This is a genomic window from bacterium (genome assembly GCA_023150945.1).
In the GTDB taxonomy this organism is placed as follows: Bacteria; Zhuqueibacterota; Zhuqueibacteria; order Zhuqueibacterales; family Zhuqueibacteraceae; genus Coneutiohabitans.
Genome location: JAKLJX010000017.1, coordinates 134,199 through 160,938, shown reverse-complemented (window position 1 = coordinate 160,938; position 26,740 = coordinate 134,199). Strand labels below are relative to the sequence as shown.

The window sequence follows — 26,740 nt, the reverse complement described above, 5'->3', positions numbered from 1 at the left end:
AACAGCAAAAGAACAATAAATCAAAATCACCCCAGTTCTCACAAATTTGGGTAACATTTAATTTTGAGGCAACGGGGACTGAACGCCACAATACCCTGCAACCAGCCTGATCCGTGCACCTTTGCCGCCGGTAGCAGCAGGAGTGCGCGCTTGTTGCATGTTGCTCCGGGAATCTTTACATTGCGCTCCATTCAATTTTTGTGGATGAGGCTGCCTCTGCCTGCAACTGGACGATTCACAATTCGCCGTCGAGGTGATGCCGAGTTATTTTCTATTTTCCGATGCGCATTTGGGTGCCCCCCATCGCAGCGATGACCCGGAACGGGAGCGAAAGGTCGTCGCCTTTCTGCAGCATGTCAAGCAACATGGCGCCGGCCTGTTCATCGTCGGCGATCTCTTCGACTTTTGGTTCGAGTATCGCCATGCGGTGCCGAACCGTCACTTCGCGGTGCTGGCCAAACTTTATGAGCTGCGCCAAGCCGGACTGCCCATCGACTACCTGGCCGGCAACCACGATCTCTGGCTGGGAGAGTACTTTCGCAACCAAATCGGCGTCACCGTGCACGCCGGCGGCATTGCGCGCGATCTTTGCGGCTATCACTGTTTCATCACCCACGGCGACGGCACCGCCCAACGCGACGTGGGCTACCGCTTGCTCAAACGAATCATGCAGCATCCGGTCAACATCTTTTTGTATCGCCTGCTCACGCCCGACCTCGGCGTGCCGCTCGCCAAGAGCATGTCACACACCAGCCGCACTTACGTCCAGAGTGACAGCCGCTGGGAGCGCGAGTATCGCGCCTACGCCGCGAGCAAAATCATGGAGGGGTTCGACGTGGTCTTGATGGGGCACACCCACCAGCCCAAGGTGGAGCAGATCAACGGCAAGACGTTCATCAATCTCGGCGACTGGATGACGCATTTCACCTATTGCCGCCTCGATGAACGCGGCCCGGTGCTGTTGCGGTGGAGCGACGCCGGCCAGCTCGCCGCGGCTGCCGCGCAAGCGGCGGTGTCACCGCCTTGACGCACCGCACTTCCGCCCGGCCGTTCGTCTCGCTGTCGTAAACATCACCAGAGTTGAGGCTCAAACATGCAATCTTCTTCAAGTACGCTGCAGTCGAAAACCACCTGGATGGTCTTTGGCGCCTTGTTTCTGCTGGTCGGGGTGCCATTGGCGCTGCTTCTGAATGATCTCAGCCACGACTTGCCGGATCCGAGTCAGCTCGAGAGCTACAAGCCCAAACTCGGTTCGGAAGTCTATTCGAGCGACGGCAAACTCATCAAGGAATTCTTCGAGGAACGGCGGGCATTCATGCCGCTCAGCCAGATTCCCACCCATCTCAAGCAGGCACTGCTCGCGACAGAAGACCGCAATTTCTACAACCATTGGGGCGTGAACACCCTGCGGCTGGTGCAGGCGCTGGCCATCGATCTCATGTACATGGAGAAACGGCAGGGCGCCAGCACGATCGCGCAGCAGCTCGCCCGCCTGCTGTATTTGACGCCGGAGAAAACCATCACCCGCAAGATCAAGGAGATCATGACCGCGATTCAGATCGAGCGGACCTATACCAAAGACGAGATTCTCGAGATGTATTTGAATCACGTCTATCTCGGGCATGGCGCTTACGGCGTGCAAATGGCGGCACAGCGTTATTTCGGCAAAAACGTGCAAGACCTCGAGTTGCAGGAAGCGGCGACACTGGTCGCGCTGGTGCAACGGCCGGAGCCACTCTCACCGATTCGCAACCCGGCCGGCTGCCAGGCGCGGCGCAATCTCGTTTTGCGTAACATGTACAACACCGGCTTGCTTGCCGCCGCCGAGCTGCAGCACCTCACCGACCTGCCGCTGGGCGTGCACGCCACGCTCGCCAACGAATATTACGGCACCGCGCGCTACTTCACCGAGCACGTACGGCAATTGCTCTGGCAGAAATACGGCCGCGACCTCCTCACCGAGGGCTTCAAGATTTACACCACGCTGGACACCCGCACCCAGTATCTGGCCGAACGCATTATCCAGCAGCATTTACGCGAAGTGCAAAGCCAGGTCAACAAGAATGTCATCCGCAAACGCGAACATCTCAAACTCATCACGCCGACAATGCTCGACAGCCTGGGCCTCACGCTGCAGCAATTCGTGGCCGATTCCGCCCTGCTCAACAATTTCCTCAGCAGCCAGCGCGCCGTGCAGGTCGCCTTCATCTGCATCGAAACCAAGACCGGCTACGTGCGGGCCATGATTGGCGGGCGCGATTTCGACGAAAGCAAGTACAACCGCGTTATCCAGGCGCAGCGCCAGCCCGGCTCGGCTTTCAAGCCCTTCGTCTACGCCACGGTGATCGACAACGGCTACCAGCCCACTTTTGAAGTGCTCAATCAGCCGGTGGTGGTCAAACAGGTCGACGGCACCGAATGGCGGCCGCAGAACTTCGACGGCTCGATTGGCGGCTTTGTCACCTTGCGCGAAGCACTGGCGCGCTCACTCAATTTGCCGACGGTGCGGCTGGTGCAGCAGATTGCCAATCCCGCCACGGTGGTGAAATATGCCCAGAAAATGGGGTTGACCACCAACATTCCGCCCTACGAATCGATCGCGCTCGGCGCCGGCGAAGTGATTCCGATCGAAATCACCTCCGCCTACTCCGCTTTTCCCAATCAGGGCGTGCGCATGGAGCCGATTTTCATCACCCGCGTCGAGGACAAGGACGGCAACCTCATCGAAGAAAACCGGCCGCACGGCAGCGAAGTCTTGAGCAAGGAAACCGCCACCATCATGACCGACATGATGCGCGGCGTGTTGGATTTTCATGCCGGCCCCGGGCGCTTCGGCACCGGCGTGGGCGCGCGCAGCAAATACGGCTTCACCCGGCCCGCCGGCGGCAAATCCGGCACCACCAACGAATATCGCGACACCTGGTTCATCGGCTTCACCCCGCAACTCACCACCGGCGTGTGGGTGGGCTTCGACCGTCAGGATATGTCCTTTGAACGCGGCACCGGCTCTTCGATCTGCCTGCCGATTTGGGCGCCCTTCATGAAAGTCGCGCATGACACGCTGGGTTTGCAGGTGGAAGACTTCAACCAGCCGCCGACCGTCTACAAACTGGAAATCTGCACCATTTCCAAAGAGCTTGCCAACGAAGAATGCCCCAGCACGACCTACGCCATCTTCCGCGCAGGCACTGAACCGAAAACGCGCTGCCACATCCATCACGGCCGCGAAAAGAGTCAGCAACGCCGCCGTTCCGCGCACCGCACGTGAACCAAACAAAAAGCCCGCTGCCTCATACACGTGAAGCAGCGGGCTTGTTCGCTCGCGTCTCTCCCGCCCCGTTGCAGCCGCCACCGTACGAGTGAACGCAGCGCGGCCGCGGCCCGTCAGTTTTCGCTCATGTGCTCGTGCACGAGCTTCCAACCGTTCTCATACACCCACACGCGGGTGACCTTGCCGGAACCTTCCACGAACTTCTCGCCCAATTTTCCCTCGGTCATGTAGTTGTAGGTCACCAGCAAAACTTCGCGGTAAACCTCCCCGCTGGAGTGGATGACGCTGGTGGCGCCGATGGTCTGTTCCATCTGGCTCTTGACCCGCTTGAGCACCTCCCCGGAGCCGTCGATGCGAAACGGCAGTTTGGGCTGAAAGCGTGAAGACTTGGGATGCAGGAAGTCCGCGTAGGCCTTGTCGTCCTTCTTGGCCAGCGCCTCATCCAGTTTCTTGTTGTGGGCGATGGCGTTCTTCTTCCATGTCTCCCGGTCTTCTTTCGTCACCTTGGCCTTTTGAAAGTAGATTTTCGCCAACATGCCGCCGCCGATCACAATGACGAGAAAGACGAGAATCTGCAGAACCAAGTTGATCGAGACGATAAGACACCTCCCGGTCTATTGATGAAGAAACTCCTCCAGCCATGCAAGGAATGCAGTCGGAAAACGGGGGGAATATTGTATTTCCGGGGGAAATTAGCAAGGAAGAAAGCAGGGCGGCCGGCTGGCCGTCATGCGAACCGGTACGCCGCCCTCTCATTTGGCAGGTTCAATTCGACAGTTGTTTCAACTTCTCCTGCGCCACCCGCGTGCGTGCAGCGGCCTCAGCCTCACACGCCGCGCCCTGGCCTTGCGCGACCGCCGCCTGGTAAGCATCATGCGCCTGGCCGGTTCGCTGCAGCGCCTCGAAGGCCTGGCCCAGCGAGAACTGCATTTCGCCGCAATCCACCACCTCCGGATATCTCGCCATGATTTGATGCAGCCGCAGAATAGCGTTGGGGAAATAGCGTTGCGCCAGCAGCGCGTTGGCGCCATTCACTTCGCGGCGCCAGCGCACGGTTTCCGCCGCTGCGCTGGGCGCCGGCGCTGCCGTCTTTTGCTCGCCGTGCACCGCGCTGACATTGCCGATGCGCAAACGAGTCTTCTCCGCCGGCGCGGGAATCTTGCTGATCTTTTGCGACATCAACGCCAGAAACAATTCACGCTCGCTGATAGTGCGCAGATCCGACAGCTCCAGCCAGGTGTTGCCGCTCAAGCGGAAGGTTGCGCCCGTCGGCATCTCCAGCACGACTTCACCATTTTCAAACGTCAGGATGGTGTCAATCGTCTCCAACAGCATCCCGACCCGTGCCGGCTGCCAGTTTTCCTCCACGCCGCGGCGAACTTTCACTTCGCCCTTCAGGCTGATGATCTTCGCAGCCGGCGCCGCCCACAGCATCGAAGCCATCAGCAACCCGGCCGCCACCGCCATGCCAATTCTCTTGATCATGTTATTCCACCTCGATGACTTTGACCCAGCCCTCGGCCAGGCCGTTGCGCAGCATGCCGTCTTCGAGATATTGCAGCGCGCCCGCCTGCCACGCTTCCGCAAAGCCCTTCGCCACCAGGGTGGTCTCCAGCGGAATCCAGGCAGTGGCTTGGCCGATGCGATTCTCGCGCAACAGATAGCGTTTCTCATTGCTGCTCAGGCTGGCGGCCTGCGCTGCGGTCACGCCGGTATCGAACATCAAATAGAGATGCGCCAACTCCTTTTGCGGATCGCGCACATCGACAAAGGCGGTGTGAATGCCGGCGCTTTCGAACAGGGAGGCACACAACACCGCCAGATCATCGCAATCACCGGCGCCCAGGGCCAGCGTTTCGGAAGCAAATTGCACGCGATCATCGCGATAGAACGGAATGTTGGGATCACTGTGATAGCGCAGACCGGTGTGCGCGAGCGCGCCGAAGAGCGCCTGGGCTTTAGCGAAGACGCCGGCCGCGCTGGAATCGCGCAGGACGCGCCGGCTCAAGCCCAGCACGGCTTCATCTTCCGGCGTCACAAAGTAACTCAACTTATCGACTTCACCATTCCAGGCGTTGCGGCTGTGCACCGTGAGCTGCGCGCTGGTCTCCTTGCGCACGTTACCGCCGGCGCGCGCCTCCACCCGAATGTCGAGAATCGCGGGCTCGCGCCGGGCCACGGCTTGCAGGCGCGGACTCAAAATCGCGGTGACTGGAATGTCCTTGGTCTCCTTCTTTTCGATGCGAATGTAGCCGCTGTCCTTCGGCCGTTCCGAGAAGCCGCGAATGCTGCTTTGCACATTGACTTCAATGGGAAAGCCCGCCGTGTTCTTGATCGTCACCAACGCCAACGGATAAGTCTGATAGAAAGGATAATAGGCCGGGTACAAATCCTGCACCACCAGCTTGGTCGATTTGATTTGAAACAACTCGCGTCTGCTGCCCCACATGAAAGTAAGACCCAGGCCGAAATCGAGGCCGCTGAATTCGTTGCCGGCATGCAGCCCCGCCAAACCCCGCTGCGTTTTGATATCGACAAAATGATACTTGACGTCGAAGTTGAACGCCACCCAGCTTCGCATCACCAAATTCAAGCCGCCGCCGGCATAGGCGCCAAACAGGCTCCTGCCGCCGCCGGAGACCGTCTCGCCCGTGCCGACGTCGCGCATTTGAAAGGAAGAAACCCAATAAGGGCCAAGCCCGGCAGACAAGTAGGGCTGCGCCGCGCTGCTGCTCTTCGCCGGCAGCATCTCATAGCGCATGCCGGCAAGAATGGGAAGAACAACGGCGACATCGAGATTGGTGCCGCTCGCCGGCGTTTCATCGCCGCGCACGCGCGCGATCGCACCCAGGCTGAACTCCACCGACCAACTGTCGTCCAATCGCGAAAAATAATTGAGCCAGCCGCCGACACCGCTGACCGTGAACTTGGTGTTGGTGGTGGAAATGTCGAAACGCGTCGCTTGATCACCGAGATTCCAATAACTCGCGCGCACGCCAATGCCATTTGCCCGCGAAGGTCTCTGCGCCCAGAGCGCGCCCGGCAGCAGTAACACGGCCGCCACGACCACCAGAATGGATCCACGCATCGCTTCCCTCTTTGCCATCATATGATTGCCGGTTTGCGCCGGAAAATACCAAATTCTCTTCATCCAACCAAGCCCAAACAACGCCGGTGCGGGCACGGCACCTCCGGCAGCCGCGCCCGCCGGGTTCGTGCCTCAGAAACCGGCGACCAGAATGTTGCCGTTCACCGTTGCCAGCGCAATCCGGCCTTCGCCGGCGCCCAGCCGGCCGCGCAGGGTTTGCGGCGAAGAAGCTGCCACCTGCAGCGTCAATCCGGAAAGATTGATGGTGCCGTTCGAAACCTTCGCTTCCAACTCCGCCGAGGTGGCTTTGGGAATCTGCAAACTGATGATGCCGTTCACCGCGCTCAGTTCACACACGCCGTTCGGCACCAGCCTGGTTTCCACCAAGATATTGCCGTTGATCAGCTCGCCACTGACATTGCCATGCACGCCGCGCATGACGAGGTTGCCGTTGGTCAGCGCGGCAGTGGCCGTGCCGCTGATCTCGTACAGCTCCACGTTGCCATTGGCGAGGTTGATTTTCGCCTGCTGTTGCAGCGAATCGACGCGAACATTGCCGTTGACATTCTTCACCTGCACCTGCCACGCCGCCGGCAGCCGGAGATGATAAACGACTTCGAGCGTGCGGCCGTGCGTATCATTCGGCTGGATCGTTTTGACCAGAACCTCCTCGCGGCTGTCACTCACCCGCACCTCGAGATGGCGCAGATACGCGGCCGCATCTTCGTGGCTCTGCGAGGTGACGCGGCGCTCACCCCAGATCTCGACCGTGGTCGCACCGGGCACCCCCACGATCTCGACCGGCCCATTGATGCCCTCCACCCGCAGACGGCTCTGATTCACGGCCTCGACTTGAAAAGAGAAAGTCTCCCGCTCGGTCGCCTGGCCGCCGGCGTCCACCACGCGGTCAATTTCACATGCGCTGAATGGCAACCACGCCAGGCTGACAAGCAGCCACAGCATACGTCTCGTATCGGTAAGTGTTTTCATTTTTTTCTCCTTTGCCTGCATGTGCACGGACAGTGCCGCAGCAAGCAGCGGCACCGCCCGGCGGTTGCTGAGTGTTGGATTCGCCTCGCAGCGCGCCGTCAGTCACGGCGCGCCGGGCGATGCTTGCCCCACATGAACTGCAAACCGAAGCCGCACTCATAGCCGCTGAAATCCGAGTTGGCGTTGAAATCGACGAAGTGATACTTGGCATCGAAATTCAGGCCGAGCCAGCTCGTGAGCATGAAATCCAGGCCGCCGCCGAGATAACCGCCGGGCTTGAGTTCGGTGTCGACGTTGACCTCTTCATCGTGGAAGTACTCTTCGCGCACGAACACATCGGCAAACCAGTAGGGTCCGCCGCCGGCTGCGAGATAAGGCCGCAGATTGCTGCGGTTCTGCGCTGGCAAGGGATAGAAGCGCATGCCCAACAACACCGGCACCACGGTCATCACCTGCGTGTCCTGGCCGTCAATGCGGGATACGCTTGCGATCTCGCGTGAAATGCCGCCCAGGCTGAATTCCATGAACCAGTAGTCGCTGGTGCGCGAGAGTAAGGTCAGCCAGCCGCCGGCGCCGCCACCTTCCACGGCGTGATAGTGCGGCCGGTCAATGATGCGAATATGGTCCGGACCTTCGTTCATATCCCAAAAGCTGCCGCGCACCACCAGGCCGGTGGACCTGGGCGTGTGTTGTGCTTGTGCTGAACCATACCACAACACTGCAAGGGCGGCGGCGCATGCCATGCCGAATGTTTTGCGTTTCATTTCACTCCTCACTTTCACTTGATGAGTATTGCTGGACTGCGGATTTTTCCGGGTGATTCTTGTGTTTGCGGAAGTCCCGCAATTGCCTTCTCATCAGGCAAGCAGAATGCCAGTTTTGCCGTAGCGCTTCAATTCGAATGATTCCAGAGAATTGCAGGGAAAGAGAGAATGGTTGGAAATGCGGAAACTACGGGCGAATGCGGAATTATTCCGCGGGAAAAGAGCGGCGCCGGTGTCTTTAGAAATGGCTTGCATCATTCGGCCGGCCTGCTAAATTGGCCGACCGTGCTGTCTCGAACAAACGATCACCCTGAAACCGCGATCGAGCCTGGTCACCAAGCTCTCGCAATCTTCAGCCCTCAAAGGAGACTGCCGTGAAGACCTACTACCGCAAACTCACGCATTACAAATATCAGCTCATGGAGGAATACCAGCAAGAGATCGACATCAAGCCGGCCGAAGACATCCTACTCAGATTCCTCGAGCTGCACCGCGACGGCCTGCTGATCGTGCGCAAAGCCTACGCGTGGGACGGCCCCAGCGGCCCGACCTTCGACACCAAGAACTTCATGCGCGGCTCGCTGGTCCACGATGCCCTCTATCAGTTGATGCGGCTGCGCGCGCTCGACGACAAAGTCTACCGCAAGCGCGCGGACGAAATCCTGCGCGAGTGCTGCCGCGCAGACGGCATGACTGCCTTTCGCGCTTGGTACGTGTTCCTGGGAGTGCGCCTGTTCGGCTTTCTCAATGCCAAACCGCGAAACGAGCCGGAGGTCAAAATCATTGCCGCGCCATGAAGACAGGCAGCGCGTCCTCGTTTCCCGCAGAATGGTGAGCCGGCGATGAACCAATGGGATCAGCGCTACAGCGTTGCCGATTACGTCTACGGCACACAGGCCAACGACTTTCTCGATTCCGTGTGGCAGCGCCTGCCGGCCGGCAGAGTGTTGTGCTTGGCCGAAGGTGAAGGCCGCAATGCCGTGTTTCTCGCGGAGCAGGGCTTTGAAGTCGTCGCGGTGGATTCGTCGGCAGTGGGCTTGGCCAAGCTCCAGCGCCTGGCGCAGCAGCGCGAGGTGAAAGTGGAAACGGTTTGCGCCGACCTGGCGGAATTCGTCATCGCACGCGAGGCCTGGAGCGCAGTGATTGCGATCTTCGCGCATCTGCCCCGCGCAGTGCGGGCGCCGCTGCATCGCCGCGTGGTGGAGGGATTACAGCCCGGCGGCATGTTTGTGCTGGAAGCCTACACCCCGGCACAGTTGCAATACAAAACCGGCGGGCCTGCCACCATCGAGCTATTGATGGATCTTCCAACCTTGTCGGACGAGTTGCGCGGCCTGGACTTTCACATTGCGCGCGAGATTGAACGCGAGGTGCAGGAAGGATTGCTGCATCGCGGCCGCAGCGCAGTGGTGCAGATTCTGGCCAGCAAGCCCTGAGCATGCAACTCCCGCGGCGGGAGTTGCGCGCAAGCCCCGGCTCGGCCGGCCAACTGGATTTCAGTGGAAATGCAATTCGGAGGGTGGCAGCGGCTGCGAGCCGGCTGCGCGGCAGCGGTGCTCAGCTTGGAGTTTTGCCGAAGCGGCTGCGCTGTTCCATCACTTGCTGCAAATAAGGCCGATATTTCTGCGGCAATCCTTTGAATAGAGAAGAAGAGGAAGCCGGCGTGGCGCCGGCAGGGATATTCTTCAAATACTCCTCGATCTTGGCCTGTACGCGGCCAATCACTTCGGCGTCAGCAGTGGCGGCGATGGCTTGCGCCGCGGCCCGCACTTCAAATCCCGCCTGAACCAAATTCTCAAAACAAATACCGCGAAAATATTCGGTGATCGTGCCGCGATCACGGTTACCCAGCGCCTTGGCCGTCTGGCTGATGGCGGCGCGTGAAAAGCGCAAGCGGCGCAGCATTTCCAGAATCTGCGCGTCGAGCGGTTTGTAGAGCACTGCCGTAGTGGCCTCTGCCGGCGGCTCGGCAAGTTCTTTGGGCAAGTCACTGGCTTGGATCAAATCACGGCCTTCACTGCGCGCCAGAATCGCCGCGCGGCGCACGAGGTTCTCCAGCTCGCGCACGTTGCCGGGCCAGGTATGGGCCTGCAGGCCGGCCATCGCCGCCTCGGAGAACCCGCGCACGGAATGATGGCCGTGCTTGGTCAGGAAATGCGCGGCCAGCAGCGGAATGTCTTCCTTTCTCTCGCGCAGCGGCGGCAGCGTGAGCGGAAAGCCATTGAGGCGATAAAACAAATCGGCGCGAAAGCGGCCGCTCGCGACTTCCGCCGGCAGATCCCGGTTGCAGGCGGCAATGACGCGCACGCTGGCATGCAGGGTTTGCTCGCCGCCCAGCCGCTCGAAGGTGCCGTCCTGCAACACGCGCAGCAGCCTGGCCTGCAGCGCCGGCGTGGTTTCGGTGATTTCATCGAGAAAGATCGTGCCGCCTTCCGCCAGTTCGAAGCGGCCGCGCCGTCGCGCTTGCGCGCCGGTGAAGCTGCCTTTCTCATGGCCAAACAGCTCGCTCTCCAACAGCGTTTCGGGCAGTGCGCTGCAATTGACCGCAACAAACGGCGCATGCGGGTGCGGCCCGGCGCGGTGAATCGCGCGCGCGATCAATTCCTTGCCGCTGCCGGTTTCGCCCATGATCAGCACCGGGAGGTTTTCCGCGGCGACTTTCGCAACCGTGGCCAGCACACGCGCCAGCGGGCTGCCGGCGGCGTGAATGATCTCCGGCGAGGGCGTGGCGCGGACCGGTTCCGCGGCAATGCTGTAATTCTGCAAATCACGCAGTTGCTTCTCGAGCGCGAGAATCGCATTGCGGCGCGCCTCCGCAAGCTGCCGCGTTTGCGCCGAGGCTGCCGTTTCCTCCTGCAATTGCTGCTGCGCCTCCTGCAACCGGGCTTGCGCTTGCGTCAGCTCGGTTTCTTTGGCAGCGATTTGCTGCTGCAACAGGCGCTGCACTTCACCAGACTGTACCTGCCGCGCCTGCTGGCGACGAATGCCGAGGAATGCGATCGCGGTGAGATAAGCCAGCGCCGGCATCAACACCGGCACGATGAGATGGGCCGTGCGAAAAAGAATTACGGCGCGCAGCGCAAGAATGGCCAGCACCGCCAGACTGAGAACGAGAATCGTTGCCGCGTGGCGGGAGCGGCCGATCCACGAGGCTGCCAGCACCAGCAGCGCAATCATCACCACCTGCACCAGTGCGGGCGCCTCGCGCAGGAAATTTTGTTCGATGAGGTTCTCTGCGATCGTCGCATGAATCAACGCGGCCGGCAAGGCCTCGGCGAGCGGCGTGGCCTTGAGCACGGGCAATCCCGGCGCCGTGGCGGCCACCAGCACGATTTTGCCGCTGAAATCAAGGGAATCCGGCGCACTGCTGAAACGCCGCAGGAGATCGACAAAACTCAGGGCCGTGACGTGATCGACACTGCCGAAATGATTGAGCCGCAGCCGGCCGGCAGAATCGAGCGGGATCTCGCGGCGCGCCGATTTGGCGCCGGCCAGCCGCACCGCCCGCGAGGTAGTTTGCACGGAGTCGGCCGCAATCCCCAAGTAAAGCCGCGCCAATTCAAAACCAAAGGCATAGCTCAGCGTGTCACCCTGCCGCAGCACCAGCGGGGTCTTGCGAATGATGCCGGCGCTGGCGAAGTTGCTGAATCCCAATGCCGCGGCATTGGCGCGGAATGCCGGCAGGGGCAGGAGAGCCGCGCGGCCGGTCGCGAGCTGGGGCGGCAGGTTGCGGCTTGCGCCGGCGGCGGAATCCGCGGGTGTCAGTTCCGCAAACGCCAGCGGCAGGCAGACGTTGCCGGAGGAACGCATGAAGTCGGCGAGCAGGGTGTCGAATTCGGGATAGTGGCGATCGCTGCGATCAAAGAGAATGTCGATGCCCACGGCCTGCGCGCGGGCGCGGCTCAAGCCGTGCAGGAGATAGCCGTAGTAGTCACGCGTGATCGGCCAGCCGCCCAGCGCCTGCACGTCTTCTGCGCCGAGATAAACCAGGACAATTTTATCCGAAAGCGGCCGTTCGCCCCGCAGCCGAAATTGCAGATCGACCACGGCCTCTTCCGCATTTTTCCGCCAGGCAAACGGCATGAGAGCCAAAACACTGAAGCACATCGCGATAATGCTGAGCATGACCGCGGGGTGTGCGCTTATCTTGCGAAAGGTGTGCGGCATCATGGCAGGCGCAAGCAAATGTCCCGGCACTCACCGCCCGGCCGCCTCGCTTCGGCAGGCGGGCGGGTGAAGTCGTGGCTTTTTCGGGAATGAGGAAGCCCAAATCCGGCGCAGCAGCGCTTCAATCATGACCGGTGGGCGCCGGCGGTGTTTTGAGTGTGGTGTGCCGCCTGGCAAATTGAAACGTCTCGCGGCGATAGGCGGAATAGTCGTCGTCGTTTTCCGCAAGACTGTTGATTTGAACGAAATCCGAGGCGTGAATGAAGCGCGGCCCGCCCAGCGAGATCGCGACGTGGCTGATCCTGCCTGCTGTCTCGCCGAAGAAGAGCAGATCGCCGGGCTGCAGATTTTCGAAATCATTGCCTGGCGCCACGGCCACGCCCTGGCGCGCCTGTTGGCTGGCATCGCGCAGCAGCGCCACGCCGTTCAGACGAAACACCATTTGTGTGAAGCCGGAACAATCGAATCCGTTGGGTGAGGACCCGCCCCAGAGATAGGGCACGCCGAGAAACTTCTGCGCGGTTGCCACCACCGCCTGGGCGGAGCCGGGTGTGGTCAGGAAGACTTTGTCGCGCTCACTGAGCAATTCCGCCTCGAGAAATCCCTGGCGGCCGTCGGGCAATTCCACCTTCACCCATTTCTGTTTGCCCGCACCGGCTTTGGGCTCGATCGTTTCCAACCGGCGCAGGGTGCAGCCCCACACCAGCGCAGTCAGGGGAAGGGCACTGGTCTTGGGTTCGAGATGCACGTGGCCATCCAGACGATTGAACGCCACCAACTCGGCGGCAAGCCAGGCATCGAGGCCTGCTTGCGTCACGACTTCGAGCGAGCCGGAGGGCAGCCACCCGAGATAGCCGTCTTCCGTCTGCGCGTAATACCAGCCGCGTTCCTTCTTGAGCAGCGCCAGCAGGCTGCCCATGAGAAGCTGGTTGGACAACTCGGCCTCGTGTTCCGGCTGGCTGCGCATGTTGGCGACCGCGGTGCGCACGATCGCAAAGCGCCTGCCGCCCAGCGTCTCGTCCGGCAACAGCCGAATTTCTTCCTCGACCTTGAAGTTGGGCGCGGCCTGTTTCACTGCCGCCACCAGTTCATTGCGCGTCGCCGTGTCGGACAGTTCACCGATGAGCTTGAGATTGGCGCCGAGCATGACGACTTGCACATTGAAGACGCAGAGCCGCCGGTCCGGACAGTGTTTTTCCTGCACACTCTTGATCGCCTCGGTCACCGCCGGCGGCAGATCTTTCTCCAGGCGCTTGCATCCCATCCCGAACAGCAACGCAATCAACAGCACCGCACCAGATCGGCGCAGCGAAGGCAAAAATGGCGGCATGATCTTACTCCCGGTTGAACTCGGCCACAAGTCGCTCGATGAGGGTGCGGTCCTCGGCCTGCGGCACCAGCTCCAGGTAACGCTTGAAATGGGCGAGGGCGCGGTGGCTTTGCGCGGGCTCCGCGTGCAAAAGATATCCCAGATTCAAGTGGGCGATGGCATCCTCCGGACAGTGCGCGAGAATCCTGTCGTAGAGCAGCGTCGCCTCTTCATCGCGTTGTTTGAAAACTTTGACCACGGCCAGACTGTGCAGCATCTCAACATGGGCCGGCAGACGGGCAGACAGATTCTCAAGATAATGCTCCAAATCGTCCAGACAGTCCTGTTCCTGCAGTACGGCGAGGTCCGCTCCCACGGCCTCCCCGAAGGCGGCCGCCGCCGCCTCGCTGCGGCCCAGTTCAAAGAGTAGCACGCCGCGGTTGAATTGCAGCACGGCGCGTTCTTCCGTGAGCGGCAGCAATTGATCGTACAACTCGAGTCGCTGCTCTTCCCGGCCGCGTGGCGGCAGCTTGTCGATTGCCGCTTCCAGCGCGGCGCGGCGTTGATCGAGACCTTCGACCACGGCACACGCCGGCGCAAAGGCCTGCGCCGGCACCAGCAGGTAGAAGGAAGCTCCCTCACCCGGCTTGACCACATGGGCCACCGCCGCTGCCGTGAGCGCCCGGCTCACATTCTCCAGGCGGACGTGCGAGTTGGACTGCAGCACCGTCTCCCATTCATCCAAATGGAATTCCGCCAACACCGCCACCGCCGCGGTTGCGAGCTGCGCAAACGCCCGGAACAATTCGCGCGCCTGCTCGACATCTTGCAGCAGAAAGGAATGCTGGTAATCCTCCTGATCCAGGAAATCCGCATTCCAAAAGGACAATTGTCGCTGCAGAATCAATTGCTCGCCCACGGCATTGGTGAACATCAGCGGTTTCCACAGCTCAGTTTCAGCGGTGATTTTGGCAAGTGCCGCCGCGATCGTGCAGGCTTGGGTTTCGCCTTCATCGCCGGCAAGCTGCACGCGGCTCAAGAGCTGAATGGCATCCAAACCTCGGCGGGCCATCTCACCGGCAAGGGCCGCGAGCGAAACTGCGCTGTAGTTGTCTTTGGAAATGGTGGTCGCACGCAACAGCTCCGTATCGGTCATGGTTTCATGATTGAGCACGGCGACCGTTCTCCTTCCTGCCCGGGCAGCACCTGCCGGCAGACAAATTGCTTGCAGCGAACCTGCATCAAACTCAACTCGCCTCGCGCGGGGCAAAGAACTTGTTGTAGAGCAGCATCAAAGCGGTGGAAACGAAGCCGACGGCGGCGACGATGTACCACATCATCGCCGGGTTCATAGTGTCGCGCAAATAATGCTGCACCAGCCAGCCGCCGAGCGGCCCGCCGACAAACGATCCGATGGCCACCGGCAGGAAGGCAAATCCCATGAACGTGCCCACCTGGTCTTTGGGTGCGAGGCCGGCCACGTATTCGTAGAAGCGCGGCGCTTGCGTGGCCTCGCCAAAGGCGAACAGCGCGATGCCGACAATGGCCGCCATCACCGTCGGCGAGCCGGCAACGATCAACCAGGAAAAGCTGGCCAGGGCAAAGCCCAGGGTCATGGCAGTGATCGGCCGCCACTTCTTCACCAGCGCGGTCATGGGCACGCCCACCAAAATGATGGTCCACGCATCGATGGTTTCCATCAACTCGAAACGCGGAAATTGGAGCACATCCGTGACATAAAACGGGAAGGAGTAAAAAATCTGCCAGAACATGATCCAAAAGCCGGAGAAGATCACCAGGAAGCTGATGAAGCGAAAATTGCCGAAAACCAGCAGCATGTCACGAAAGACCTGGCCCAGGGTTCGCGGGTTGCCGCCGATTGGCTCGACTTCCGGCTCTTTGAAGAAAAGGAAGGTGCCCAACAGCAGCAGCAGCGATACGAGCGAAGACATCACCAGCACGTACTCGATGCCCAGGCCTTCGCGCACTTGCAGGGCGAGAATCGGGCCGACCGCGCCGCCAAAGTTGACCAGGGTGTAATAGATCGAATAGCCCAGCGCCTTGACGTCGGGATGGGAGGTTTTTGCGACCGTACCCACGATGCAGGGCTTGATCAGCGAGCCGCCGATCGCGGTGAGAACCAGCACCGAGGTGATGTAGCCGGTCTTGCCGAGCGCCTGCACCAGGCCCTGGCCGGCGGACATGCCGCCCAAGCCGATGAGAAAATAACCGAGCGAGAACATCGCGAAGCAGGCCATGAGCGTGCGGCGGAAACCGTAGCGATCGACGAAAGTTCCGGCGATAATCGGCAGCGAGAAAATCAGTCCGGAATAAAGCCCGGCCAGACTACCGGCGGTCTGCGCGCCCAGGCCGATGGTATTGGCGAGATAAACGGCGAGCACGGCCTTTGAGCCATAAAAGGCAAAACGCTCGAACAGCTCCAGCACGTTGGCAATCCAAAAGGCGGATTTGAAACCGTTGCGCCAGGTGACGGCGTGCGCAGGGGGCATGGGTTCTCTCTCTCCGTTGGTTCGGCATGGGTGCGACAGACGGCATCGCGGGGCTGAAAGTGGCGGATAGTGTAACAAATTTTTTCCGCCAACACAAGCGCTGGTCGTGTTTTCCGCCCGATATTTCCAGTTGCTTTTCAGCGCGGAATTGGCTTTCATGGGGGCGCTGTGCCGGGGGTTCCGGGCTGCAATCGCTGAAGGCGGACTCTGCTATGAACACTTCCCTACGATCTGAAGCTCAAGACGACAGCGTGCTGTCGGCGCCGAAGCTCGCCGCAAACGCCGACAACGGCCAACTCGTCAGCGCGACCGCCGAAGCGGCGCTGGCGCAACAACGCATGAACAACCGCGATCTGAGCTGGCTGGAGTTCAATGCGCGCGTGCTGGAAGAAGCGCAGGATGAAACCGTGCCGATTCTCGAGCGGGTGAAGTTTCTCGCCATCTTTGCTTCGAACCTCGATGAGTTTTTCATGGTGCGCGTGGCGACCATCCGGCGGCAGATCGAAGCAGGAGTAACGGTGCCCGGCCCGGACGGATTGGCGCCGGCGCAGGTGATGGCGGCGATCTCTGAGCGCGTCAATCGGGCGCATGAACGCATGGGCCAATGCTTTCAGGAACAAATCCTGCCGGCATTGCAGCGCGCCGGCATCCTGCTGGTTGATGAAAAGAGCGCCAGCGCCAAGCAGGTGGCGTTTGCCGGCAAATACTTCCAAAGCAACGTCAAGCCTCTGCTCACGCCGCTCACCATCGACTACACTCATCCCTTCCCCAGCCTGCACAACAAGACGCTGTACTTCTGCGTGGAACTGGCGCATCGCAAGAAATCGAAGAAGAAACTCTCGCTGCGGCTGGCGCTGGTGCTGATTCCCTCACAGGCGCTGGGCCGGTTCGTGCAATTGCCCTCGGAGGACGACAAGAAGTACGTCATCCGGCTGGATGACATTATTCGCCTGAATCTCAACGAGATTTTTCCGGGCGAACAAGTGCTGGGCTGCTATGCCATCAAAGTCGTGCGGGACGCCGAGCTGGATTACGTGGAGGAGGAAGCCTACGATCTGCTCGTCACCATCGAGAAGAGCCTGATCCAGCGCCGCAAAGCGCCGGCAACGCGTTTTCTCTATGACCCGGCGATGCCGCAGCGCGTGCTCGATACCTTCGTGCATGAATTGAAGCTCTCCCCCAGCAACCTTTTTCCCGGCGGCCGCTATCATTCCTTTTCCGATTTCATGCAGTTCCCCGGCTTCAGCGCGCCGCATTTGCAGTATCCCCCGCTGCCGCCGCTGCCGGTTGCCGTGCTGGAAAAGAACCGCGATCTCTTCGCCGTCATCCGCAAGCGTGACGTGCTGCTGCATCACCCCTACCAGCGCTTCAGCTATGTGGAACAATTCCTGAAGCGGGCGGCGGATGATCCCAACGTGGTCTCCCTCAAGATCACGCTGTACCGCATTTCGGCCAAATCGGAAATCGCCAAGGCCCTGGCGCGCGCCGCGCAGAAGGGCAAGCACGTCACCGCCATCGTCGAGATCAAGGCGCGCTTCGACGAGGAAGCCAACATCTCCTGGGCCAAGAAACTCGAAAAGCACGGCGTGCACGTCATCTACGGCATGCCGCGCTTGAAGACGCATTGCAAGCTCGCCATGATCGCGCGCAAGGAGGCGGGGATGATCCGCCTGTATTGCCATCTCAGCACCGGCAACTACAACGACAAAACCGCGCAGATCTACGGCGATCTCGGCATGCTCACCGCGCGCGAGGAGATCACCCAGGAAGTCGCCACCGTCTTCGACATGCTCACCGGCGATCTCACGCCGCGGCCGTTCAAGCATCTGCTGGTTGCCCCGCACTATCTGCGCGGCGCGTTCGTCAGCCGCATCCACCGGGAAGCGGAAAATGCCCGCGCCGGCAAGCCGGCCGGGATCATCGCCAAGATGAACTCACTGGTGGATGCCGACATGATCAATGAGCTGTATGCCGCGAGCGCCGCCGGCGTGCCGATTCGACTGCTGGTGCGCGGCATCTGCAGCCTGAAACCGGGCGTGCCCGGCTTGAGCGAAAACATTTCCGTGATCAGCATCATCGACCGCTTTCTCGAACATGCGCGTATCTACCGCTTCGAGAACGACGGCAACCCGGAATACTTCCTTTCCAGCGGCGATTGGATGACGCGCAACCTCGACCGCCGCGTGGAAGTCGCCTTTCCGGTGCTCGATCCCGAGCTGCAAAAGCAGGTACAGGACATCATCGACCTGCAAATGGCGGACAACGTCAAAACGCGCGTGCTGCTGCCCGACAGCACCAACCTCCGCCGGAAAACCGAGGGCAAACCGGTGCGCTCCCAGGAGGCCTTGTACGAATACGCCCAGCGCTTCACCAAGCTGGAGCCGGAGAGCAGCGAGGCCGTGCCGCGGCCGCGCGATTAATCCACCGCCAACAAAACCGCCTGCAGATAGCGGCCTTCGGGATGATAGAGGCTGATGGGATGATCAGGAGCGTGGCCGCTCTGCCCGAGGATGCGCACGCGGCGATTGGCATCCACCGCGGCAGCGAACAGGATTTTTTGAAAGAGATCGGGTGAAACCGGCTGCGAGCAGGAACAGGTGAGCAACAATCCGCCCGGCGCGATGATCTTCAGCGCCTGCAAATTGATGTCCTTGTAGGCGCGGGCGGCGTTGTCGACCTCCTTTTGGCGGTGAGCGAAGGCCGGGGGATCGAGAATAATCAAATCGAATGGCAGCGCGGTTTCGCGCAGATAGCGGAAGAGATCCGCGGTCACGAAATTCTCCGCGACCACGGTCAAGCCGTTGCGCCGAAAATTGTCCTGCGCCAGCGCGATGGCCGCGGCAGAAGAGTCCACCGTCACCACGCTGGCGGCGCCGGCATGGGCGGCATAAGCCGAAAACGCTCCGGTGTAGCCAAAGCCGTTGAGCACGCTGCGGCCGGCGCTCAAGCGTGCCACCCAGGCGCGATTCTCGCGTTGATCCAGAAAGAAGCCCGTCTTCTGGCCGGCGCCGACATTCACTTCAAATCGCAAGTTGTTTTCGCGAATCGTAATGATTTCCGGCGGCGCCTCGCCGAACAACACCTGCACCGCCGGCGACAATCCTTCCTCCAGCAGCGCCGGGCCGGCGCTCTTCTCGAAAATGCCGCGCGGCGAAATCACTTCCTGCAGCGCCTCAGCCACCATCGCGCGCCTGGCCGCCATGCCCGCCGTGCCGAGCTGCACCACCAGAAAATCCGCATACTTGTCCACGATCAAGCCGGGCAGGCCGTCACCCTCGGCATTCACCACGCGAAAAGAGTCGGTGCCTTCGGCGGCCGGCCACAGGCGCAGCCGGCTGTGATAGGCTGCTGCGATCCGCTCGCGGAAGAACTCGCGGCCGATCTCCTGCTCCTGCCAGGTGAGCAGACGGCAAACGATTTGGGAGTGGGGATTGTAGAAGCCGCGCGCCAGGAACTTGGCGTCGGCGCCGAACACGTCGACCACGGCACCGGGTTCGGCCTCACCCTCCCGGCGACCGACGGCGCCGGAGAAGATCCAGGGGTGAAACCGGCGCACCGCGCGGTCACGGCCGGGTTTGAGGAAGAGTTTGGGCATGCGGGAACTCATTGGCGGCCGGTTGCTGCCGGCGCAGGGTGCAATACTGATTCGCGCGGAGGAGCACCGGCGAAAGAGGCTATCCTCGCAACCATGCCATGCGATGTCAAACGCTTTCCACCAGCAGGGCAATGCCGAGGCCGCCGCTGATGCACAGCGTGGCGAGGCCGCGCCGGGCCTTGCGCTTCTGCATTTCATACAGCAGCGTCACGGTGATGCGCGCGCCGGTGGCGCCGATGGGATGGCCGAGGGCAATCGCGCCGCCGTTGACATTCAAGCGCGCGCGGTCGAAATGCAGCTCGCGGTCGCACGCCAAAACCTGCGCGGCAAACGCTTCATTCAATTCGATGAGATCGATGTCGCTGAGTTGGAGATTGTGCTGCTGCAGCAGCCGGCGCACCGCCGGCACCGGAGCGATGCCCATGATCGCGGGATCGACCCCGGCAGTGGTATAGCCGGCAATCCGGGCGAGCACGGGCGTCTGGTTGCGCTTGACGAAGGCCTCGGTGGCCACCACCAGCGCGGCCGCAGCATCGACGAGGCCGGAGGAATTGCCGGCGTGAACGCTGCCCCCCTCGGCGAACACCGGCGGCAGCTTGGCCAGACTTGCCATGGTCACACCGTCGCGCGGGTGTTCATCTGCGGTGATAATCTTTTTCTCGCCCCTGCCCACGGTGATTTCGACCGGCACGATTTCGTCGTCGAAGCGGCCCTGTTGGCGCGCCGCCTCGCAACGATGCTGGGTCTCCATCGCATAACGATCCTGTTCTTCCCGCGAAATATTGTACTGCTGCGCCAGCGTCTCGGCGGTCTCGCCCATGATTTGGCCGCACAGCGGGCAGAGAAAACCGTCTTGATACATGGCATCGACGACTTTCTCATGGCCCAGCCGGTAGCCCCAGCGCGCCTTGGTGAGCAGATAGGGCACGCGGCTCATGCTCTCGCTGCCGCCCACCAGAATGGCTTCAGCGTCGCCGCATTTCAGTGCCTGCACGGCATTGATCAGCGCGCGCAAACTCGAGCCGCAGGCTTTGTTCACCGTGTAGGCCGGAACTTCAGCGGGCACGCCGGCGCGTTTGGCGATTTGCCGCGCCGGGTTGGGCCCGACGCCGGCGGGCCGGGCATTGCCCATGATCACTTCATTGAATTGGGAAGGCTGCAAACGGGCGCGCTCGAGCGCGGCCCGCGCGGCAATGGCGCCCAGCTCGGGCGCGCTCATTTCCGCAAATGCACCGCCAAACTTGCCGTTGGGCGTGCGCGCCGCGGACACGATGAAGATCTCAGGAAACATGACGGGCTGGCATCCTCTCTTTCATTTCAATCAACGGGCGTGGGAAGATTTGACCAGATAGAAAACCAACGTGCCGACATTCACCAGAATGATCACCGGCAACAAAAGCATGCTCACGCCGCCGGCGTTTTGCTGCGCTGATACCATCAGCCGCCATCCGAGGTAGGTGAATAGCCAAACCACTTGCACCTGCAGAACGGCCAGCAGCTCGCACGCCAGGCGGTACTGTTTCTCGGCGTTTTGCGGGGTGATCGGATACAGGTAGTTGAACTTGTGGGGATAGCGCCGCAGGATGGTCAGACCCAGCAGCAACACGGCGGTCAACGCAAACAGGAAAAGCAGCGTGTGCTTGCTGCCCCAGCCATCCACCTGGCCGGCAGCATTGAAATGAACCGGAATTCTGGCGGGCAGCGCCGGAAAGTATTGCACCAACAGATAGACGAATGTCAGAATTCCCAGCGCGGCCGCGAGACGGAGGGCAATCTCGAGGCGGGAGGGCGAAAGGGTCAGGACCGGGCGCTGCGCCGGCCGGGCAGATGCGTTCATGGTGGCGTTGCCATCGTGCGACGGGAGAAACTCAACTCAAATCCACCCATACACTCTTCGACTGGGAATAGAACTCGAAAGCTTCCATGCCGCTCTCGCGGCCGAAGCCGCTGGCCTTGTAACCGCCATACGGCATGGCGGCATCATAGTTGTTGTAGGTGTTGATCCACACCGTGCCCGCCTTCAGATCTCTGGCCAGCCGGTGCGCCTTCTTGATGTCCTTCGTCCAAATCGCAGCCGCCAGTCCGTAGATCGTGCCGTTGGCGATCTTGAGCAACTCGTCGCCGTCGGCAAACGGCATGGCCGCGAGCACCGGACCAAAAATCTCCTCCTGCGCAATGGTGGAATTCGGCGCAACGTTATCGAAGATCGTGGGCTGGAAGAAATAACCCTTGCCAGGCGCAGGCTCAGGCGGCTGGCCGCCGGTGCGCAGACGCGCGCCTTCGCGTTCGCCGATCTCGACGTACCGTTTCACATTTGCCAATTGCGCCTCGGAAACCAGCGGCCCCAGGCGGGTCTTGGGATCGAGCGGATCACCGGGCTGCAGTTTCTGGACGCGCTCGACGAGCTTTTCCATGAAGACGTCATAGATTCCCTTTTCAACCAGCAAGCGCGACCCCGCCGTGCACACTTCGCCTTTGTTATAGAAAATGCCCAGCAGCGCCATGCGCGCGGCCGCCTCGAGATCGGCATCCGCGAAGACGATATTCGGCGATTTGCCGCCGAGTTCGAGATGGAGTTTCTTCACCGTCGCGGCGGCATCGCGCATGAGTTGCTGGCCGGTGGCGGTGCCGCCGGTGAGCGCAATGCCATCCACCGCAGGATGCTTCACCAAAGCCGCGCCGGCAGTGGCGCCGTGGCCGGGCACCACATTCAACACGCCCGGCGGCAAGCCGGCTTCCATGCCGATCTCCGCCAGCAGCAGCGCCGTCAACGGCGTTTGCGCCGCCGGCTTCAACACCACGGTGTTGCCCGCGGCCAGCGCCGCCGCCACTTTGCGCGAGGCCAGCAACAAGGGAAAATTCCACGGCACGATCAGGCCCACCACGCCGAGCGGTTCACGCAAGGTGTAGTTGAAGTACGGCCCAGTCACGGGAATGGTATGGCCCTCGAGTTTGGTGGCAGCGCCGGCATAGTAGAAATACAAGTCCGCTGAATAAGGCACATCAATGCGGCTTGATTCGGTGATGGTCTTGCCGTTGTCGAGCGTTTCCAGCCGGGCCAGTTCCTCGGCGCGGGCGAGAATGCGTTCGCCCATTTTCCAGATGAGGCGGCCACGCTGCGCGGCCTCCATCTTGCCCCAGGGGCCTGCAAGTGCGGCGACGGCGGCTTTCACCGCGCGGTCAATGTCCGCCGCGCCACCCTCGGCGACGTGGGCAATCACTTCCGTCGTGGCGGGATTGATGGTGGGGAAGGTGCGGCCACTGGCCGCATCCTGCCATTGTCCGTTGATGAAAAGTTGTGTGTGCATGGCGATTCAAAATGGGTGAATGAAGCACACGGCGGCAAAGCCGTGGAAGGTTCAATTACTTGTCAACGACTTTGAAATAGCGCGCCAGCTCAGCCGGCATGATGTGGGAGGGATCTTTGTCGAAAATCGCGCCGGTACGCTCCAAGGCCCGCGCCACCAGTCCGGAACAGATGGCCTGGCCATCGAATCCGAATTTGAACTTGCCGCCCATCAGCAGGCTGACACCGATGCTGGCGATGGTGGTGTAGCCGTACTCTTCGCCCAGGCACCATTCGGCAAAGCGGATCACTTTTTCGCGATCGCGCTCGGTGGCAATCTCGCCGAGCCGCACGATGCGGTACTCGACGTCGCGATATTCGCGCAGATTCGAGCGCCGTACGCCCGAGCCGACCGCTTCGGTCAAATCGCCCTCGCGCGAGACGATCACGGCGGCGTGCGTCCATTTGATGAATTTGCGGTAACGGCCGCGATGGCGCAGCGACTGTCCCCAGCGAATCACGCGGTTGTGCCATTCATGACCCTGAGTCAGAATGAAATCACCGGGATCGAATTCATTCTCCGCCGCCTGCTCGCCGGGCCGGTAAATTTGCCAGGTCGCGCCTGCAATTTCTTGAAAGCGATTTTTCTTCCTTCTCATCTCTCACAGCCTTGCAGGTTCTGCAGGATTCGTTCCGGCAACGGCAGGCCGGCGCCCGCGGGCGCCAGCCCCTGCCCGCAGAAACCTCACTTGCCGGCGAAGTTTGCTTTGCGCTTTTCGTTGTACGCGGTCAAACCTTCCTTGGCGTCTTCACTTTGGAAAAGCTGTTGCTGCAGCTCGCGCTCGATGGCCAGGCTCTCGCTGAACGAAACCTCGACGCCCGATTGCACCGCGCGCTTGATCAAGCCCACGGCCTTGCTGGCCTTGTTGGGCGGCAGGAACTGGCGCGCGTATTCCAACACTTTTTCCCAGAAGCCCTCCGCGGGCAACACGTGAGTGACCAGGCCCAACTGCTCGGCTTCCTCGAATTCGAACGTACGGCCGGTGGCCATCATTTCGAGAGCGCGCGCCTTGCCAACCAGACGCGCCAGCCGCTGCGTGCCGCCCGTGCCCGGCAGCACGCCCAGCGTCACTTCCGGCAAACCAATCTTGCCCGCGCCCTTTTTCGCCAACCGAATGTCCGCTGCCATGGCGATTTCCAAGCCGCCGCCGACGCAATGGCCGTTCAACGCCGCGATCACCAGCTTGGGTGTTTGCTCCAGCCGGTTCAGCGTCTCATTGGCGTGCAGGCAGAAGAAGTATTTGAACCGCGGCGTGACTTCCTGCAGCATGCGAATGTTGGCGCCGGCGCAAAAAAACTTCTCCCCGCCGCCTTTGAGCACGATCACGTGCACGCTGTCATCCATGCGCGCTTCGAGAATGGCGGCATCCAACTGCTTCATCATTTCATAGGTGTAGGTATTGGCAGGGGGGTCGGTCAATTCAATGATCGCCAGGCCGTTGGCGGTGGTGTAATTCACCAGGTTCTTGTCGGACATCTCCTTCTCCTTGATTGGTTTGGCAATGAGGGATTGATTGCAGTCGTTGCTTGCGGGGACGTGCAGGCAAATCACGCGCAGGTGCACGCACAAAAGCACGAGTAAATAGTCAAAAAAAGAATGAATGTCAAGGCTGGTGCGAGGGGCCCGCGGCGGTGATCACATCGCAATCGAACGGCAACGACTGAAGCGACGTTCGGCGCCGAGGCCTTGCTCACGTGACAGGAGCATCCGGTTCAGCCAGTGCCGCGGCCAGCGCCTCCCAAGCCAGCGTTACGCATTGCATGCGTCCGGGAACCTGCTTCACCGCGGCGAACGCCGCCAGCGCCCCCAAGTCCGGCGCGATTGCAGCAACACCGGCGATCATCGCGAAAAAGTTTGAAATGATTGCACGCACGGCAACAACCGGCTTGCCCTTTACCGCTTCGCCCATCAGCGAGGCGGAGGCCAGGCACAGCACACACCCGTGACCGTCGAATTTGAAATCACGAATGGTGCCCTCGACCACGCCCGCGAGCTGCAACTCGAGACGGTCGCCGCAGGCGGGATTGTCGTGCCGGCGCCGCACCGTCGCCGCCTCCAGCCGCCCAAAATTGCGCGGGTTCTTGGCGTGATCGAGCAAAAGCTGTTGATAAAGAGGATCAAGCATGGCGTTCGGCCTGCCAACTCCGCGTCAGTGTTTGCCTATTACTACAACGTTGAGTACACAATGTTTTCTCCAGAAGGCCGGCTTGACCCCGACGGGGTCGCATGTAATAGCCCACGGGCAGCGCCCTGGGAACCGATAGGATTTGTCGCATTTAGCCCTGCAGAGGCGGCATTCCGGACCTGGCTCCATGGCGCCCCGGGGCTTGGTGATATCTCATGATTACTGATCTTCCAGGGCGTTGCCCTTCGCTCTTACATTTCGCCCGTTTGGGGCTATTTATCTGTGCAATAGATTCGACCTAACGTTCCACACCCGATCTCAGACAAGCTGAAACCTGAAACCCGCGGGCAGCAAGAAGCCCAATTCGCACACTGTTTTCTCGCACGATTTATCCACCACCACTGTCATCCAGTAAGGAGATTGTAAAGATTTGGGCACACTGCCGTGTCATTCACATCAAAGACTCACCGCGAAGCGAAGAGCGCGCAGAAGGCCTCCCTTGATTCTAAAACTCTGCGCTCTCCGCGACTCTGCGGCTACGGTGTTGACTTTTCTAACTTCGTGGTGTTCCAAGTCTGACAGGTTCGAGACTGCCAGGAGGGCTTGAGAATTCAACTTGTCTGAAATTTGGCGCCGCTTTCTTAGAGTGAAATCGTTGCCTTGAAGGCAAGAAATTTCTCCGCTGGGTTGATTCAATCCGTTGGCGATTTCCTTTGCGTTGCGGTTTATCCGTATTGGGATGACCGAAATTCATGCGCCAGGATGAACAGGACTCACCGGATTGATTGATCAAAAAAATCCTGTCTATCCTGTCGAACCTCCCCGCCGGTTAACGGTAACCCAGGGCCTCGCGCAGAAATCGATTCATGGGTTTGCCGGCGTGGTAGTAGGTCATGATAAACTCCGGCAGTTTCCTTTTGAGAATGGTGTCAGGCGGCAATTCGGCAAGATAGTAGAATTGCTTGTTGGCGATCAGCGGTTGCTGTTGCGCCGCGGCTTTGAATTCCGCGGGCAGGATCTTGTTCTGCTCGCCCTGCAAGGTGCCATACTTGGCCCTGAATTTTCGATCACGTAACAGTGCGGCGAATTCCTGCGGCCGCTGCAGGAGGGCGCGGCGGAGGCGCGGCACGTTCTCGCCGGCCACTGAGTAAGCACCGCCGCCGAGCATCACCATGGCGCTGCCCAGCTCCAGATAGAATCCGGGATATTCGAGATTGCCACGGCCGGCCGGCGAGATCAACGCCGACATGTGGAGCTTGTACGGCGTTTTGTCTTTGGCAAAGCGAATGTCGCGATAGATGCGAAAGATCGCTTCCTTCGAGGAAATCCTCACTTCCGGATCATCGGCATGAATGCGGGCGATCATTTCCTCCACAAACGCGGTGAAGGGCTGTTTGACCTCGGTTTCGAACCAGTCGCGGTTGGCCTCGAACCAGGATTTCTGATTGTGTTTGGTCAAGGCACGGAAGAACTTCAGGTATTGCTCGGTGAAGTAACTCATGGCTCCTCTCCTGCGCAGGATGCGGGGGTGAATGGGATGGCGGGCAATTGCCCTGACGAATATCCCGCCGGGC

Annotated in this window: 23 protein-coding genes; 5 read left to right on the top strand and 18 right to left on the bottom strand. The window is 60.7% G+C overall.

Annotated features, from left to right (window positions below; all coding sequences use genetic code 11):
* The first annotated feature begins 256 nt into the window (after nt 1-256).
* Both L6R21_20550 and L6R21_20545 read left to right on the top strand, forming a co-directional pair.
* Entirely contained in the window at nt 257-1,027 is a 771-nt protein-coding gene (locus tag L6R21_20550) for a UDP-2,3-diacylglucosamine diphosphatase (GenBank protein MCK6561595.1), read from the top strand.
* A gap of 66 nt (nt 1,028-1,093) precedes the next feature.
* A complete protein-coding gene (locus L6R21_20545; GenBank protein MCK6561594.1) occupies nt 1,094-3,268 on the top strand; it encodes a PBP1A family penicillin-binding protein in 2,175 nt (724 codons plus the stop codon).
* Nucleotides 3,269-3,384: 116 nt separating this feature from the next.
* Here the strand turns inward: L6R21_20545 and L6R21_20540 are convergent, their stop codons facing one another.
* From L6R21_20540 to L6R21_20515, 6 genes are all read right to left on the bottom strand, one after another.
* The gene (locus L6R21_20540; protein ID MCK6561593.1) at nt 3,385-3,855 is read right to left on the bottom strand and encodes a nuclear transport factor 2 family protein; all 471 of its coding nucleotides are present in this window, start codon (nt 3,853-3,855) and stop codon (nt 3,385-3,387) included.
* A 181-nt stretch (nt 3,856-4,036) separates the two neighbouring features.
* Nucleotides 4,037-4,756: a hypothetical protein gene (locus tag L6R21_20535; protein ID MCK6561592.1), complete on the bottom strand. Its 720-nt coding sequence runs from the start codon at nt 4,754-4,756 to the stop codon at nt 4,037-4,039.
* A 1-nt stretch (nt 4,757) separates the two neighbouring features.
* A complete protein-coding gene (locus L6R21_20530; GenBank protein MCK6561591.1) occupies nt 4,758-6,359 on the bottom strand; it encodes a hypothetical protein in 1,602 nt (533 codons plus the stop codon).
* Nucleotides 6,360-6,491: 132 nt separating this feature from the next.
* Nucleotides 6,492-7,349 carry a DUF4097 domain-containing protein gene (locus L6R21_20525; GenBank protein ID MCK6561590.1) on the bottom strand — a complete coding sequence of 286 codons (858 nt, stop codon included), beginning with the start codon at nt 7,347-7,349 and terminating at the stop codon, nt 6,492-6,494.
* 98 nt (nt 7,350-7,447) lie between these two features.
* Complete coding sequence (locus L6R21_20520; GenBank protein MCK6561589.1) at nt 7,448-8,113, bottom strand: outer membrane beta-barrel protein; 666 nt, start codon at nt 8,111-8,113, stop codon at nt 7,448-7,450.
* Between the two features lie 93 nt (nt 8,114-8,206).
* Complete coding sequence (locus L6R21_20515; protein ID MCK6561588.1) at nt 8,207-8,371, bottom strand: hypothetical protein; 165 nt, start codon at nt 8,369-8,371, stop codon at nt 8,207-8,209.
* Nucleotides 8,372-8,532: 161 nt separating this feature from the next.
* Here L6R21_20515 and L6R21_20510 point away from each other — a divergent pair, with 161 nt between their 5' ends.
* On the top strand, nt 8,533-8,910 hold the full coding sequence (locus L6R21_20510) for a DUF1353 domain-containing protein (protein ID MCK6561587.1): 378 nt from the start codon (nt 8,533-8,535) through the stop codon (nt 8,908-8,910).
* Between the two features lie 45 nt (nt 8,911-8,955).
* Nucleotides 8,956-9,549: a class I SAM-dependent methyltransferase gene (locus L6R21_20505; protein MCK6561586.1), complete on the top strand. Its 594-nt coding sequence runs from the start codon at nt 8,956-8,958 to the stop codon at nt 9,547-9,549.
* Nucleotides 9,550-9,670: 121 nt separating this feature from the next.
* On the opposite strand, the gene L6R21_20500 is transcribed toward L6R21_20505, so the two are convergent.
* The 4 genes from L6R21_20500 to L6R21_20485 all read right to left on the bottom strand — a co-directional run bounded on the left by L6R21_20500 (nt 9,671) and on the right by L6R21_20485 (nt 16,099).
* Nucleotides 9,671-12,283, bottom strand: coding sequence for a sigma 54-interacting transcriptional regulator (locus L6R21_20500; protein ID MCK6561585.1), 2,613 nt, complete (start codon nt 12,281-12,283; stop codon nt 9,671-9,673).
* 118 nt (nt 12,284-12,401) lie between these two features.
* Entirely contained in the window at nt 12,402-13,610 is a 1,209-nt protein-coding gene (locus tag L6R21_20495) for a C40 family peptidase (protein ID MCK6561584.1), read from the bottom strand.
* 4 nt (nt 13,611-13,614) lie between these two features.
* Nucleotides 13,615-14,763, bottom strand: a complete 1,149-nt coding sequence (locus L6R21_20490) for a hypothetical protein (GenBank protein MCK6561583.1) — start codon at nt 14,761-14,763, stop codon at nt 13,615-13,617.
* 73 nt (nt 14,764-14,836) lie between these two features.
* Nucleotides 14,837-16,099: an MFS transporter gene (locus L6R21_20485; GenBank protein ID MCK6561582.1), complete on the bottom strand. Its 1,263-nt coding sequence runs from the start codon at nt 16,097-16,099 to the stop codon at nt 14,837-14,839.
* Nucleotides 16,100-16,311: 212 nt separating this feature from the next.
* On the opposite strand from L6R21_20485, the gene ppk1 reads away from it, so the two are divergent.
* Complete coding sequence (gene ppk1, locus L6R21_20480; protein MCK6561581.1) at nt 16,312-18,519, top strand: polyphosphate kinase 1; 2,208 nt, start codon at nt 16,312-16,314, stop codon at nt 18,517-18,519.
* Here ppk1 and L6R21_20475 read toward each other — a convergent pair.
* From L6R21_20475 to L6R21_20440, 8 genes are all read right to left on the bottom strand, one after another.
* Nucleotides 18,516-19,694 carry a class I SAM-dependent rRNA methyltransferase gene (locus L6R21_20475; protein MCK6561580.1) on the bottom strand — a complete coding sequence of 393 codons (1,179 nt, stop codon included), beginning with the start codon at nt 19,692-19,694 and terminating at the stop codon, nt 18,516-18,518. The two genes, ppk1 and L6R21_20475, sit on opposite strands and share 4 nt — an antisense overlap.
* Before the next feature lie 106 nt (nt 19,695-19,800).
* Entirely contained in the window at nt 19,801-20,985 is a 1,185-nt protein-coding gene (locus L6R21_20470; protein MCK6561579.1) for an acetyl-CoA C-acyltransferase, read from the bottom strand.
* 30 nt (nt 20,986-21,015) lie between these two features.
* Complete coding sequence (locus L6R21_20465) at nt 21,016-21,531, bottom strand: DUF1648 domain-containing protein (GenBank protein ID MCK6561578.1); 516 nt, start codon at nt 21,529-21,531, stop codon at nt 21,016-21,018.
* A 31-nt stretch (nt 21,532-21,562) separates the two neighbouring features.
* Nucleotides 21,563-23,002: an aldehyde dehydrogenase family protein gene (locus L6R21_20460; protein MCK6561577.1), complete on the bottom strand. Its 1,440-nt coding sequence runs from the start codon at nt 23,000-23,002 to the stop codon at nt 21,563-21,565.
* A gap of 55 nt (nt 23,003-23,057) precedes the next feature.
* A complete protein-coding gene (locus tag L6R21_20455; protein ID MCK6561576.1) occupies nt 23,058-23,639 on the bottom strand; it encodes a hypothetical protein in 582 nt (193 codons plus the stop codon).
* 86 nt (nt 23,640-23,725) lie between these two features.
* A complete protein-coding gene (locus L6R21_20450; GenBank protein ID MCK6561575.1) occupies nt 23,726-24,517 on the bottom strand; it encodes an enoyl-CoA hydratase-related protein in 792 nt (263 codons plus the stop codon).
* Nucleotides 24,518-24,731: 214 nt separating this feature from the next.
* Nucleotides 24,732-25,166, bottom strand: coding sequence for an SUF system NifU family Fe-S cluster assembly protein (locus L6R21_20445; GenBank protein ID MCK6561574.1), 435 nt, complete (start codon nt 25,164-25,166; stop codon nt 24,732-24,734).
* 829 nt (nt 25,167-25,995) lie between these two features.
* Nucleotides 25,996-26,667 carry a DUF2461 domain-containing protein gene (locus L6R21_20440; protein ID MCK6561573.1) on the bottom strand — a complete coding sequence of 224 codons (672 nt, stop codon included), beginning with the start codon at nt 26,665-26,667 and terminating at the stop codon, nt 25,996-25,998.
* Nucleotides 26,668-26,740 lie beyond the last annotated feature (73 nt).

What these genes read in the sequence shown, in the direction of transcription:
- L6R21_20550 (MCK6561595.1), top strand. Translation starts at nt 257, where the DNA reads ATGCCGAGTTATTTTCTATTTTCCGATGCGCATTTGGGTGCCCCCCAT.
- L6R21_20545 (MCK6561594.1), top strand. Translation starts at nt 1,094, where the DNA reads ATGCAATCTTCTTCAAGTACGCTGCAGTCGAAAACCACCTGGATGGTC.
- L6R21_20535 (MCK6561592.1), bottom strand. Translation starts at nt 4,756, where the DNA reads ATGATCAAGAGAATTGGCATGGCGGTGGCGGCCGGGTTGCTGATGGCT.
- L6R21_20530 (MCK6561591.1), bottom strand. Translation starts at nt 6,359, where the DNA reads ATGCGTGGATCCATTCTGGTGGTCGTGGCGGCCGTGTTACTGCTGCCG.
- L6R21_20525 (MCK6561590.1), bottom strand. Translation starts at nt 7,349, where the DNA reads ATGAAAACACTTACCGATACGAGACGTATGCTGTGGCTGCTTGTCAGC.
- L6R21_20520 (MCK6561589.1), bottom strand. Translation starts at nt 8,113, where the DNA reads ATGAAACGCAAAACATTCGGCATGGCATGCGCCGCCGCCCTTGCAGTG.
- L6R21_20515 (MCK6561588.1), bottom strand. Translation starts at nt 8,371, where the DNA reads ATGATGCAAGCCATTTCTAAAGACACCGGCGCCGCTCTTTTCCCGCGG.
- L6R21_20510 (MCK6561587.1), top strand. Translation starts at nt 8,533, where the DNA reads ATGGAGGAATACCAGCAAGAGATCGACATCAAGCCGGCCGAAGACATC.
- L6R21_20505 (MCK6561586.1), top strand. Translation starts at nt 8,956, where the DNA reads ATGAACCAATGGGATCAGCGCTACAGCGTTGCCGATTACGTCTACGGC.
- L6R21_20500 (MCK6561585.1), bottom strand. Translation starts at nt 12,283, where the DNA reads ATGATGCCGCACACCTTTCGCAAGATAAGCGCACACCCCGCGGTCATG.
- L6R21_20495 (MCK6561584.1), bottom strand. Translation starts at nt 13,610, where the DNA reads ATGCCGCCATTTTTGCCTTCGCTGCGCCGATCTGGTGCGGTGCTGTTG.
- L6R21_20485 (MCK6561582.1), bottom strand. Translation starts at nt 16,099, where the DNA reads ATGCCCCCTGCGCACGCCGTCACCTGGCGCAACGGTTTCAAATCCGCC.
- ppk1 (MCK6561581.1), top strand. Translation starts at nt 16,312, where the DNA reads ATGAACACTTCCCTACGATCTGAAGCTCAAGACGACAGCGTGCTGTCG.
- L6R21_20475 (MCK6561580.1), bottom strand. Translation starts at nt 19,694, where the DNA reads ATGCCCAAACTCTTCCTCAAACCCGGCCGTGACCGCGCGGTGCGCCGG.
- L6R21_20470 (MCK6561579.1), bottom strand. Translation starts at nt 20,985, where the DNA reads ATGTTTCCTGAGATCTTCATCGTGTCCGCGGCGCGCACGCCCAACGGC.
- L6R21_20465 (MCK6561578.1), bottom strand. Translation starts at nt 21,531, where the DNA reads ATGAACGCATCTGCCCGGCCGGCGCAGCGCCCGGTCCTGACCCTTTCG.
- L6R21_20460 (MCK6561577.1), bottom strand. Translation starts at nt 23,002, where the DNA reads ATGCACACACAACTTTTCATCAACGGACAATGGCAGGATGCGGCCAGT.
- L6R21_20455 (MCK6561576.1), bottom strand. Translation starts at nt 23,639, where the DNA reads ATGAGAAGGAAGAAAAATCGCTTTCAAGAAATTGCAGGCGCGACCTGG.
- L6R21_20450 (MCK6561575.1), bottom strand. Translation starts at nt 24,517, where the DNA reads ATGTCCGACAAGAACCTGGTGAATTACACCACCGCCAACGGCCTGGCG.
- L6R21_20445 (MCK6561574.1), bottom strand. Translation starts at nt 25,166, where the DNA reads ATGCTTGATCCTCTTTATCAACAGCTTTTGCTCGATCACGCCAAGAAC.
- L6R21_20440 (MCK6561573.1), bottom strand. Translation starts at nt 26,667, where the DNA reads ATGAGTTACTTCACCGAGCAATACCTGAAGTTCTTCCGTGCCTTGACC.